The 12,833-nt window shown below is 41.6% G+C and carries 11 protein-coding genes; 3 read left to right on the top strand and 8 right to left on the bottom strand.

Features of this window, described 5'->3' with window-relative positions; translation table 11 throughout:
• Window positions 1–105: 105 nt before the first annotated feature.
• Genes ENLAB_RS08020 through ENLAB_RS08035 form a run of 4 tightly spaced genes read right to left on the bottom strand, consistent with a single transcriptional unit; the run spans window position 106 to window position 2,630 of the window.
• A complete protein-coding gene (locus ENLAB_RS08020; protein ID WP_005230585.1) occupies window positions 106–366 on the bottom strand; it encodes a metal-sensitive transcriptional regulator in 261 nt (86 codons plus the stop codon).
• Complete coding sequence (locus tag ENLAB_RS08025; protein WP_081119226.1) at window positions 363–662, bottom strand: rhodanese-like domain-containing protein; 300 nt, start codon at window positions 660–662, stop codon at window positions 363–365. The genes ENLAB_RS08020 and ENLAB_RS08025 overlap by 4 nt, the downstream gene beginning before the upstream one ends.
• Complete coding sequence (locus ENLAB_RS08030; protein ID WP_244353361.1) at window positions 655–2,313, bottom strand: FAD-dependent oxidoreductase; 1,659 nt, start codon at window positions 2,311–2,313, stop codon at window positions 655–657. The genes ENLAB_RS08025 and ENLAB_RS08030 overlap by 8 nt, the downstream gene beginning before the upstream one ends.
• A gap of 2 nt (window positions 2,314–2,315) precedes the next feature.
• Window positions 2,316–2,630, bottom strand: coding sequence for a rhodanese-like domain-containing protein (locus ENLAB_RS08035; RefSeq protein WP_086316654.1), 315 nt, complete (start codon window positions 2,628–2,630; stop codon window positions 2,316–2,318).
• A 424-nt stretch (window positions 2,631–3,054) separates the two neighbouring features.
• On the opposite strand from ENLAB_RS08035, the gene ENLAB_RS08040 reads away from it, so the two are divergent.
• The gene (locus ENLAB_RS08040; RefSeq protein WP_077454102.1) at window positions 3,055–3,528 is read left to right on the top strand and encodes a DUF3955 domain-containing protein; all 474 of its coding nucleotides are present in this window, start codon (window positions 3,055–3,057) and stop codon (window positions 3,526–3,528) included.
• Between the two features lie 60 nt (window positions 3,529–3,588).
• On the opposite strand, the gene cls is transcribed toward ENLAB_RS08040, so the two are convergent.
• Window positions 3,589–5,118 (bottom strand): cardiolipin synthase, encoded by a 1,530-nt coding sequence (gene cls, locus ENLAB_RS08045; RefSeq protein ID WP_244353363.1) that lies wholly within the window; start codon window positions 5,116–5,118, stop codon window positions 3,589–3,591.
• A 349-nt stretch (window positions 5,119–5,467) separates the two neighbouring features.
• On the opposite strand from cls, the gene ENLAB_RS08050 reads away from it, so the two are divergent.
• Together ENLAB_RS08050 and ENLAB_RS08055 are read left to right on the top strand one after the other, a co-directional pair.
• Entirely contained in the window at window positions 5,468–6,889 is a 1,422-nt protein-coding gene (locus ENLAB_RS08050) for a cryptochrome/photolyase family protein (protein WP_077454100.1), read from the top strand.
• A gap of 413 nt (window positions 6,890–7,302) precedes the next feature.
• Window positions 7,303–7,701 (top strand): YxeA family protein, encoded by a 399-nt coding sequence (locus ENLAB_RS08055; protein WP_325811560.1) that lies wholly within the window; start codon window positions 7,303–7,305, stop codon window positions 7,699–7,701.
• Between the two features lie 295 nt (window positions 7,702–7,996).
• Here the strand turns inward: ENLAB_RS08055 and ENLAB_RS08060 are convergent, their stop codons facing one another.
• The 3 genes from ENLAB_RS08060 to ENLAB_RS08070 form a co-directional block, all read right to left on the bottom strand.
• Entirely contained in the window at window positions 7,997–9,445 is a 1,449-nt protein-coding gene (locus tag ENLAB_RS08060; protein ID WP_244353367.1) for a helix-turn-helix domain-containing protein, read from the bottom strand.
• Window positions 9,446–9,980: 535 nt separating this feature from the next.
• Complete coding sequence (gene gad / locus ENLAB_RS08065; protein ID WP_220426970.1) at window positions 9,981–11,375, bottom strand: glutamate decarboxylase; 1,395 nt, start codon at window positions 11,373–11,375, stop codon at window positions 9,981–9,983.
• A gap of 29 nt (window positions 11,376–11,404) precedes the next feature.
• Window positions 11,405–12,814 carry an amino acid permease gene (locus ENLAB_RS08070; RefSeq protein WP_244353369.1) on the bottom strand — a complete coding sequence of 470 codons (1,410 nt, stop codon included), beginning with the start codon at window positions 12,812–12,814 and terminating at the stop codon, window positions 11,405–11,407.
• Window positions 12,815–12,833: the final 19 nt, after the last annotated feature.

Raw genomic sequence — 12,833 nt, forward strand, 5'->3', positions numbered from 1 at the left:
CAAGCAATCACTGATGAAGAATAAAAAGGTCCAGAAGAACATACTGCTCTTCTGAACCTTTTCCATGGGATGATAAAAAACGCGATAAATCTTTCAAAAATTCCGTTATTTCTTCACGATCAGCTGAACGGCTTGATCGATTTTCTGCTTTTGGGTTTCCGTGTCGCTGTCTGGATTTTCCAAACAATTTTTCAAATTTTCAGCGACAATGATCCCCATAATACGGTTGACGCTGGAACTGACGGCGGACAATTGCGTGATGACATCGACGCATTCTTTCTCGTCTTCGATCATTTTTTGAATCCCCCGCAACTGGCCTTCGGTTCGTTTTAACCGATTCAAAATATCTTTGTTGCATGCGGTCATCGTTTGATTTCTCCTCTCCATGCTGACATGCCACCGAGGACATTGGTCACTTGAAACCCTTGCTGGCTCAAAAACTCAGACGCCATTTGCGAACGAGCCCCTGAATGACAGATGACATAGTAATTTTTATCCTTCTCTAAGTCGCTGATTTGTTCCGTAAGCTCGCTCAACGGTAGGTTTTGTGCTGTTTTGATGTGTCCTTGTGCAAACTCATCAACTTCTCTAACATCAAGGATCTCAAGTGGTTCACGTTTTTCTTTTTGGGTAAATTCCTCCATAGATATGGCTTTAATCATGAATAATCATCTCCGGCTTAATAGTATTATACAACGAAAAGGCACCATCGAGGTTTTGACAATTGATGCCCGCTTGTTTTAAGATGCGTTCGGCAATGTAGCTTCTCAAACCGCTATGACACATAACGACATACGAAACGCTTGGATCCAATTCAGACAACCGATCCCTCAATTCATCCAACGGAATGTGGAGTGCCTGTTGAAAACGCCCATTATTGGTTAATTCCATCTCTGAACGAACATCCAACAACTGCTTACCGTTTTCTAAGGCCTCCGTCAATTCGTGCCATTGGATATTCTCACTGATTCCTTCTGCCAGATTGATCGCCGCATAGCCTATCATATTCACTGGATCTTTGGCTGAGCCAAAAGGCGGTGCATAGGTGAATTCCAGTTCAGGCAAGTCAAAGATCGTTAAGCCGCCTTTGATCGCTGTTGCCAAAATATCGATCCGTTTGTCGATCCCTTTGGCACCGATGCCTTGCGCACCGTAGATTTTTCCAGTATCTGCATCAAAAATCAGTTTCAAATAAATATCCGTCGCATCAGGATAATACCCAGCATGGTCTTTGCCTGAAAGATGAACCACCTGAGGATTTAGCCCCGCCAGTTTGGCGCTGCGCTCACTCAACCCAGTGGACGCTGCGGCAAGACCGAATACGCGCACGATCGCCGTCCCAATACTGCCTTTGTTTTTGCGAGTCAGTCCTCCCAATACATCCGCAACTTGCCGACCTTGGCGATTGGCTGGTGACGCCAAGGAGATCAGCGTGTCTTCGTTGGTGATTTGTTGTTTCACAACGATGGCATCTCCCACCGCGTAAATGTCTTTCTTGCTAGTTTGGTATCGATCATCTACCAGGATACCCCCCCGGTGTCCCAATTCAATACCAGCACGTTTCGCCAAATCCGTTTCTGGTTGGACACCTACCGAAAGAATCGTGACGTCTGAAGCCAGGACCGTGCCATCCTCCAGAACGATTTCTTGCCCTGCTTTTTCAAAAGCGGTCGCTGACTGCGAGGTCAAAACATTGACCCCTTGCTTGATCAATTCATTTTTGACATACGCCGCCATCTCTTCATCCAAAGGTGGCAATACGTGGGGTGCTTTTTCTACGATCGTAACTTCGAGGCCTTTTTTATGTAAATTTTCAGCGACTTCTAACCCAATAAACCCAGCGCCAATGATCGTCGCTTTTTGAGGCTTTTTGTCTTCAAGATGCGCCATGATTTGGTCTAAGTCAGGAACATTGCGCAAAGAAAAGGCATTGGTTGCTTCTTCTAGCCCTTTGATCGCCGGTACTAGCGGTTTTGCCCCCGGTGATAAAATCAACGCATCATAAGATTCAGTGAAAATTTGCTCGCTGTTTTTGACTGTCACCGTTTTCTCCTGCGGATCGATCGCCAGTACCTCATGAAAAGGCCGCACATCTAGGTTAAACCGTTTTTTTAATGCTTCAGGTGTTTGGACCAATAAGGCGTCTCGCTCTTTAATCTCACCAGAAATAGCATACGGCAGCCCACAATTCGCAAAAGAGACAAAAGGACCTTTTTCAAAAACAATGATCTCCGCTGCTTCTTTAAGTCGACGTAAGCGCGTGGCTGCCGACATTCCCCCTGCTACCCCACCGACAATAACTATTTTTTCCATCGTTACTTTCCTCCTTTGGTTGTTCCCCGCCATTGATTCATGCCACCGCGAACATTGACCACATCAAAACCCTTTTTATTTAGGATTTTGGCTGCTTGTTTGCTTCGCATCCCTGATTGGCAAATGACTGCCAGTTTCTTGTCACCTTTTTTAGTAAATCCAGCAATCTTATTTAACGGTACATTTTTGGCGTAGGCAATGTGTCCGCTGCGGTACTCCGCCGGCGTGCGTACATCCAAAACCGTCCATTCTTTGGCTCCTTCTTTTTGTAAATCTGCTGTTGACATACTTGGTATGCGCTTAAATAGTGAAAACATTTCTTGCTCCTTTCGTATACCCCTTGGGGTATATTAAACAAGATGTTTTGCGATTTGTCAACTAAGTGATTTTCTTTAAGAAAAGAACCTTGCTGTTGCGCTGCTCCCCGCTCGATAAACTGTCATATATCGGACATGTACCAATCAAGGAAGAGGAAAAAAAGCCACATATTTCCTTCCCCTTAGCCTCAGTGCTATAATAAACAAAAAGATATGCAGTAAAAAATAACACACTACAAGGTCACTTCGTCAAAGACGTTTTTCACGACCTCAGAATAAAAACGATGCTCCTCTCAAAAAAACAGCAGATAAAAAACGACGCAAGCACCACTTTCCCTTGATTTATCAAGAAGCAAGCCCTGCTTTCTTGGAATCAGCGTGGGTTTCGACTATGCTTAAGTCACATCAGCGAAAGGAAAAAAAGATGGAATTTGGCGAAAAAATCAAAGAAGTACGCACAAGAAATAACTTGACCCAAGAACAATTTGCCACTCAACTACACGTGACAAGACAAGCCGTTTCGAACTGGGAAAACAATCGCAATCTACCAGATTTAGAAATGTTGATTGCCATCGCCACAATTTTTCAACTCTCGCTTGATGAATTGATTTTAGGAGGAACTCAAGTGAACAAGATCACTGAAAAACTAATCAAAGACGGCAGCGAGACTCGACGCGCCAAACTCAATTTGATCACGACCTTGATCGGAACATTTTTACTACTATTCGGCTTTGCCTGCTTCTTCATCAAAGCAAGCGCCGTAGAATACATCGATCAATCCGGCATTTTACATGAAAATTTCTATCTAATCCCCGTAGGATTTTTGTTCCTATTGGCTAGTTTCGTAGTATTTGCAGGAACCGGGATCAATTATTTTCGAGCTGCTAGAAGAAAATAACGCAAAAAACTCGATTCCAGATGATGGAATCGAGTTTTTTCTTTTGTTCACTATCTTCCTTCAAAGAATCGGAACAAACAAGCCACTGATTTTTTCTTTTGTTTTCGTCAAAAGGCTTCTGGCTTGCCATTCTTCTTTTTCTACTAATTTTGCATGAGCTAAGTCTTCCATAAATTGCTGATTTAACTCTGTGATTATTTTAGACGGCCCATAGATAAACATCGATAACTCATGGTTAAGGTAAAAACTACGAATATCAAAATTTGTTGACCCGATCGTTGCAGCAAACTCATCGACGATCATATATTTACAGTGAATAAAAGCAGTCTCATCATAGGTGTAGACTTCGACGCCGGCAGATAATAGGTCATCAATAAACGAATTCGTGCCATGAAAAGAAATTCCTCGATCCCCTTTTCCCGGCACGATCAATTGCACGTTGATCCCGCACCGTGCTGCTCTTCTAAGCGCACCTAAACTTTCTTCATCAGGAATAAAGTAAGGCATGGCGATCTTAATCGAATCCGTTGCCTTTCCAATGAGATCATTAAAGGAATCCTTAATGATTCGCTCGCTATCATAGGGTCCGCCGTAGATTACCTGAACGATTTCCGAACCGCTTTGAACGTCGGTCTTCAACGGAAAATACGTAGCTGTCTGTGTCAAAAAATGAGTGACCGTTTCTTCCGTCTCATCAAGAAAGAGCCAATCATAAATAAAGCACTCTTGAACTTCTAGAACAGCAGGTCCTTCTATCCGGAAGTTTGTGTCTCGCCAATAAGAAAACTTACTGCCTCGCCCACTATATTCATTTCCAATATTCATGCCTCCTGTATGTGCAATCCCCCCATCAATAACGACCATTTTACGGTGATTGCGCCAGTTCGCTTTATTACTTAGCCAAGGCGAGTTCAACAAATCATACGTGCGTACCTCTACCCCATTCTTTCGCATCATTAATAACAATTGATTAGGAAAGGCGATCGACCCCACGCTATCATACATAAACCGAACTTCCACCCCTTGTTTGGCCTTTTCGACCAAAATATTTGTCAGCTCCTCCCCTGTTTCATCCCCTTTAACGATATAAAAAAACACATGCACATGATGCTTGGCTTTTTTGATATCTTCTAACAAAGAAGCGAACGCCTCAGTGCCTTCGTTTAATAGGGTCAGATGATTATTAGTTGTGGGATACTTGCCCGAAAGATGAAAAATCTCATTGGAGAGATCATGTTTCTCATGAATGATCTCTGAATGTTCTTGCAGAATAGCCGAAACCGTTCGCTGTACTTCCCGTTCATTTTGTATCTGCTGTTTGGGCAATTTCCTTAATCGAGGTTCGCGGCCAATTAAATAATACAACATGACTCCTACAATCGGTAAAAACAATAAAGCTAAGATCCAAGCAATCTTCGAAGTTCCATCCCTTTGATCAAAAACCACTAAGTAGCCACAAAGAAGAATCGCCAAAATTTCAATGGCCTGCCAAGCATAAATCATTTGATTTAAAAAGAGAATTAATCCAACCGTCACAAGTATCAGTAAAATCGTTAAAATTTTATATTGCTGTAATTTGTTTTTGATCATCCTTCACTCCATCCAAATATGCGCTTATTAATAAATGCTAAAGCAAAAAGCCTCACTATATACTATGATTATATACGTTCTCGTTACGCAAATGTAACTCATTTCATCCCCTACTACTCATTTTTTACCTATTATTTATTAAGAAGAGACGATTTGCAGAAACGATACAGTAAATGACAAGCGCCTATTCAAATCGGCGTGCCAACTAAAGAAAAACCTGTAAGTCCCTCGACTTGTTGCAACAGCAGTTTTCTTTGCGTAATCGCCAAATTTGAATAAATCCCATCTTTCCATTACTATAAACGAAATCCGATCGTTTTTGCACGGTTATACTATCAAGGAGGTTTGTATGGCAATTCATGTGATGTGGTTTAGAAAGGATCTGCGCTTAGAGGACAACACGGCACTGACTGAGGCGCTTGCGTCTCTTCAAGCAAACGACCAATTGTTGTGTGTGTTTCATCTCAATGAAAAGCAGTTTCTCCCCGATGCACCAAGCCATGATTACTTTTTTAGCGCGGTTGCTCACTTTATCGAGGCTGCCAAAAAACAAAATCTGACGATCCACCTCTTGACGGGGACTTTGACAGAAGCCTTTGATCAGTTGTTCGCTTGCTATCCAGAATGGAGCCAACTGTACTTCAACTTTGATAACCGTGGATATGGTCGTAAACGCGACCTCTACATAAAAGAATTGGTCGAGAAAAAAGGCGTCACTGTCCATTCCTTTGAAGAACATCATCTGCACCAACCAACGGAAGTCACCAAAGAGGACGGGACGTATTACAAAAAATTTACGCCCTATTATAAGAAATGGATCCAGCTGCCCAAACCGGTCTATCAAAAGCAGGCCCTTGATTTTGAAAAAGCCGTTGATTTTGATGATGCATCTCACTTTAAAGCAGGGACAGCGTTGCTTGCTAAGCTGCTAAAAAATAGAAAGACCGATTTTTCAACGATCGTTGGGGAAGACTATGCGCATAAACAATTGCAGGCCTTTGTGCAAAAGCGTTTGGCCGCCTATGAAAAAGATCGAGATCTCCCTTCAATCAAAGGAACCAGCCGCCTGTCTCCTTTCTTGTCTTTTGGACAACTCTCTATTCGGAAGGTTTGGGCCGCTTGCCAAGGAATGCCACCCAGCACTGGCAAAGCGACCTTTTTAAAAGAACTGGCATGGCGAGATTTTTATCATATGATCTACTTCACTCATCCGGAGCAAAAAAACTATGAACTCATTGAGAAATATCGAAATATGGATTGGCAAAAGGATGAAGAGGCGCTAAACAAATGGCAAGCAGGGCAAACCGGCTATCCGATCATTGATGCCGCGATGCGGCAGCTGAATCAAACCGGTTGGATGCATAACCGTCTACGGATGATCGTCGCTTCCTTTCTAACCAAAGATCTACTGATCGATTGGCGGCAAGGAGAAGCCTATTTTGCTCGACAATTGATCGACTACGACGCTGCCAGCAATATCGGCGGCTGGCAATGGGCAGCTTCGACCGGCACCGATGCCGTTCCTTACTTTCGAATTTTCAACCCCATCACTCAGGGGAAAAAATTCGACAAAGAGGGGACGTTTATCAAACAATTTGTTCCCGAACTCGCCCAATTGCCGCTAAAATTCATCCACGAACCTTACCTGATGACTGACGAAGAACAAGCCGACCTAAAGGTAGTTTTAGGCACCAACTATCCGTTGCCTATAGTTGATCACAACGAAGCCAGAAAAAGAGCCCTCGATTTGTATAGTAAAATCGAGCCGTAAGCAGCTGTCATGGCCTGCGCTCAAACATTTTCAGTAGAAAAAAACCAGCAAAGACGGTCCTCTTACGGAGCGCCTTTGCTGGTTTTTTATTAAACTGGTGCGCCATTTTTCGCCTTTCAATAGTGAAAAAACAAACGGCACGTCTCATCAAATAGTCTGCTGGTGAGCATACAAAAAAGAAACATTTTACATGCTGTGTTTTTTTATTAAGGTCTTTTCGCCTGATTCCGCACTTATTTCTAGTCACTCTAAGCAACAATCCCCTGACGATTTATAGATAGAACCCTTTATTAGCGACGTTCCCCACCTTTCCTAGACTGGCTAGTAACGTTTCTCCTTGCAAAACTGTTCGTTTGATGAAAGGTCATCTATAGAACCATTCTGTTATAATAGCTCCATATTTGAGGATAAGGATGGTTTATATGAAAAAAATAATCGGATTCGTCTTAGTCGTACTTTTAGGGTTTGCCGGATACAAAGGCTATGAATATTATCAATCCACCTACTCAGGACAAACAGCTTACGCGTATGTCCCATCTGAGATTCCGCCTAAGGTAGAGCATGAAAGTAAAAGTGGCATCGGCGACCAGTCGCCTTGGTATTCTTACGATTACACGTTAAACTTTGTAAAAGAAGATGGTAGCACACAAACACTCGAGGTTTCATTATCAGAAGATAACGCAAAACCCTTAACCCCAAATTCTTATGTAAAAGCGGTGATCAGTGAAAAGCGTACAATAAAAGGCCCGAATGGCGTTGAAAAAGACACAATTCCCAAAAAAGTTCTAGAGAAATTAGAAAATCAGAACTAACGACTGCAGACTCACATCTTTATGTGGGTCTTTTTTTACATCCTTCCAAAACCCGCATTTTGAATCCCTTCTATTATTTTCACGCTTGATGTCTTCTGCTCTGTTGCGATACGTTATACAAGGATACTGGACACATTTATCTAGCAGAAAGCCGCTTGACTGACTCTGTTTTCATCTCGGCATCAATGACAAGAGCAATTCAAGCGCCTTTTCCTTTCCCTACTTCGCAGATAATTGAAAAAGCAGCGAATCACCTATCCGTTGACTCGCTGCTTTTTAACTAACAAGTGATGGCTCACACCACAAAAGAATGATATTTAGAATAAGCAATTTGATCGACGATCGCAGAAACCTGATTGACATCTAAATCGGCACCAATGGCGGTCACTTGATAAAATTGGTCATAATTGTTCCCTAATTGGGGGAGATTGGCATTGGAAATCAACAAGTCAAATGTCTCGTCCGGAGTATAGGGTAAAACAACAACATTTTGCTTGCCTTTTAGTTCATTTTTTAACAAGTAAATCGAAGCATCCGCCAAAAGACTGGAGCACATATTTAAGACCCCGATCCGTACCCGATATTCTTCTTTAGGTGATAACATATAAATTAAAAAGACTAGGCGTTTCTTGAGATAGTTGAGTTTCGTAGGCGTAAACAAGTTGGTCGGTGCAATAATGTGTTCCAGAATGTCTGAGATCACTTGATCTCGCAAGGAATTATGAAACATTTTGTGGTAATAATTTAGCGTGACTCGATCGATGGAATAATTCACTCCATGAAAGTAATAAACTTGTGCGATTAAGGAAAAGACATTGGCTTTGATGTCGATCGTCGTATGCGAGGCATCAAGACGATAAATGGACTGGATTGCTGCCATGACTTCATCGGTGATCTCAAAGACGGGATTTTTATTAGTGTACAGTCCTAAGCGAAGTTCCTCGTAAGGAATCCCGCCCACCGTAATGAGGAAGAGACAGATAAAGAATGGCACGATCTTCGCTTCATCTACTGAGCAGATACATTTTTTAGAAGCATAGATCTGTCGAATAAAGTGACAGAGGGGCATCTCTTGGCAACGCTCGATTTTGGTTTGTTCTTCCGGACTTAAACTTCCCAAGGTCGTGTGAGACGTGACTTTTTTCATAATCACATACAACCACATCTTCAGCTGCTTTTGTTGGGCAATCGATAAGGTTATTTTTTTCGCTAACTCCGCAACCAGGTCATCGATCAAAACAGAATCGATCGTTGTTGCACCCATTTTGAAAAAATTATAGTAAAAATAAATGCGTTGTGTCATCGTTCCAACTAGTTTTTTGTTTCTGATCTTTAATTCAAAATGCTGCAACAACTGATTGCACTCAGCAATCAATCGATTGAGGGTCCCCACACTTATGTTTAATTCATCAGCCAAGACGAAGGCATCATAGCCTGCATGTTGAAACAAATAATGGATGATTTGATATTTAGCAGATTTTTTCAATAGCGTGTCGGTCAAATCATCCAGTGAGACACTATCGGTTACTTTCAGTTCCAACGTATAACGATTGATGATAAATGAGACCTTCTCATTTTTTAGTTGCCGTTGAAGGCTCTCTGATAATTTCGTCAAGGTCGGCATCGTAATATCTAATTCCCGACACGCATCACTTTTTTTGATATGACCGGTCGATAAATACAAAAATTTGAGCAAGATATACTCTAATTTCAAGTCCTTATCCAGTAAGTCTTCTTTATACATGACTGTTTTTCCTCCAGTGTAAATCTATATTCATTCAGAATAGTTACAACCAATTTACAGAAAAAGATAGCAGTACGTTACTCATGAAACAAACAAGCGCAGTAAAAACAGGCCCTTTCTACACATACTTTTCCTTCACTTACTCCCCAACAAACCGTGACTGACAAACAAAAACCCTCGATGCAAGACGAATTTCCCTAAGAATTCCCTCACGACAACGTTCTAAGATTTCCTTTTTGTTTATGTAAAACGTTCTTCTCTAAAAAAATATATTTAGACCATAATAATTAATACTATCACAAGCCAGAAATGTCAATAAATGAAATTATCAAGCGCCATTTTTTTACTTACTCTTAAAAAAGACACTATCAAGTGCTTACCCGTTCTTACAAACAAAAAAATCAAAGGCAGTCGATGCAACCGCCTTTGATTTTTCTATAAACCAATGTTCATTCAGTCTTGCAAAAAACGTTTCATAAAGGGACTTTTTATTCATTGAAAAAAGCAATGAAAGGGTTTCTAGCGATACCGTTTCTTAATGTGAAAAGCCATAGGTTTGATCGGATGAAACATGACGGCTTGGTCGCTTGTTCAAGCGCTCGATTCCTTCTTTCATGTCTTGCACCAGATCCATTGCCATTTGCATACTTAAATCTGCCCGACAGACAAAGCGTTGGATATTGATATGTGATAGATTATCAGGTAATGGATAGGTAGGGACTTGCCAGCCTTTCATCGCAAATTCATCCGTCAAATCATACAGATTCCAAGAAATATCGGCATCTTCTTTTAATTTGTAGCAGACGATCGGCAACCGTGAACCATCATTATAAATATCGAAGTAACCCATGTTTTCAATCTCTTTTGCTAAATATTGAGCAACATCACTGGTCTTTTTGTGGATCAAGCGGTAGCCTTCAAACCCATTACGGATAAAGGTGTAATATTGTCCGATGATTTGGCTGGCACTTCTTGAAAAGTTGATGGCCATCGTTGGCATTTCACCGCCAAGATAACTTACTTTAAAGACCAGCTCTTCTGGTAAGAAATCTTTTTCTTTCCAAAGCACCCAACCGATACCAGGATAGACTAACCCATATTTGTGTCCAGACGTACTGATGGAACGAACGTTTTTCAAACGGAAATCCCATTCAAGTTCTGGTTCCATAAATGGTGTGTACAATCCACCACTAGCCGCATCCACGTGGATGTAGACTTTGTAGTCGGTGTGTTTGTTGTATTCCTCTAATTTCTTATCTAGTGCTTTGATATCATCGTATCGTCCAGTGTAAGTGATCCCTAAAATACCGACGACTCCGATCGTATATTCATCTAAATAGTCCGTGACCTTATCGACATTGATGCTGCCATGTTCTTCATCGATAGGGATCGTCCGCATTTCAATGTCCCAGTAGACACAGAATTTTTCCCAAACGACTTGATAGGCAGAAGAAATCACTAAGTTTGGTTTTTGTTTATTGATATCTAAGCCAAGTTTTTTTGCCCGATTGCGCCAAGCAAATTTTAAGGCCAATCCACCTAGCATACACGCTTCACTTGAGCCTACCGTTGATGTACCGATAAAATCGGACGCTTCTGGGGCATGCCATAAATCAGCGATCATATTGACACAGCGGTTTTCAATTTCTGCTGTCCGTGGGTACTCGGTTTTATCGATGGCGTTTTTATCAAGGGTTTCACTCATGATTTTGACTGCTTCTGGTTCCATGTAGGTTTGACAAAACGTCGCCAAATTTTGTCTTGAGACCCCTTCATCGATCAATTGATCTTTGACTAATTCATAGGCATCCCGCGGTACCAAGGACTCTTTTGGTAATTTGTACATAGGGATCGCTTGATCCATTGCCTCATTCCCATAGATAGGCTCCAAATATTGGGCTTCTTTTCGATTTTTTTTACTAAATAACATGCAGCTCTCCTCCTCATAGGTTGTGCTTTTTATTTTTTATCGCTTGCTTTTTCACCTACATATTTATAGATGATAAACGGTATCACGACAATAATCAGCCAACTGATGATCAAGATGGCTAAATAGGTTCCGCCCTTTCCGGAGCCGATATCGCTCGGTGGAAAGAAGGAAATAAAGAAAGAAAAAATAGAAACAAGCAAACCAACCATCGCAACACCAATTTTCACATTTTTCCCACCAGGAATATGATACGTTCTTGTTAAGTCGTCTTTTTCTTTGACTAATTTAATATAGGAAAGAAACAAGAGGACATAAGCCACCAGATAGATGCAGACCGTCAAAGCCATCGCAACGAAGAAGGATAGATTGGCGCCTCCACCGCCTAATGTCAAGACAACCGCCCAAATGGAAACAATAATGCCTTGTACCAATACGATATTGATTGGAACATTGTGTTGATTGACTTTGGCCATTTGTTTTGGTAGCAAGCCATTTTCAGCTGCTTCAAGCATCGCCGTCGATGGGCCGACCACCCAAGCAGCAATTTCTGCAATGACACCTAAACAGATGACCACGGCAATCAAACGAACCAGCCATTCTCCGCCGCCAAAATGATGGATCAAATAAGAATAGGCTTGAATCACGCCAGTATCAAGAGACAATTGATTTTGGGGAATCGTGGCAGCCACCGTTGCCCCACCTAACGTATCCAAAAGAATCGTTGCTACAACTAAAATCAAAATAGCTTTCGGGTAATTCTTTCCAGGATTGTCCATATCTTTTACGTGACTGGCAGAAGATTCAACCCCTGCATAGGCCAAAATAAAGGAAACAAAAACGACCAGCGTATTGATTTTCGTGAAATCAGGAATCCAAGCGCCTGATCCAAAAGAAACTTTGACGGGGTTCCCTTGAGCAATGTAGACAATTCCTAAGATAAAAAGAATGATCCCTGTTGCGACGATCCCCACAAAGAACCCTACTTTGGCAATCTTCGCAGTATTTTTTGTTCCGCCAAATTGCGAGATCGTAATCAGCCAAAAGATCACTAAAGTGGCAATCAGCTTCAGCCAAACATTCGTATTAAGAGCCGGCCAATTTAGGGCATAGGAAAGCGCCCCGACAATAAAGTAAATCATCGTAATAAAGCCTACCGTGATTTGGAACCATTGGAAGAAAATGGCAGCAAAGCCCCATTTTCTCCCTAATGTTTTTGAGACCCAGGTATAGAGTCCCCCTTTTTCCCATCCCTTTACAGTAGCCATCTCCGCAGAGCAAAGGGCTACAGGGATAAACCAGAGGAAACCGCCGACGAGTAAATAAAAAACTAAATTCATCTTCGATGTCGCAAAGGTTGGATACTCATATACCGTCATCACCATTGAAGCAGTTATTGCAAAAAAACTCAACAATGATAGTTTTTTCTTGCTAGTATCCATTTTTTTTACCTCCTATCGT

The sequence above is a fragment of the Enterococcus innesii genome, from assembly GCF_022846515.1.
In the GTDB taxonomy this organism is placed as follows: Bacteria; Bacillota; Bacilli; order Lactobacillales; family Enterococcaceae; genus Enterococcus_D; species Enterococcus_D innesii.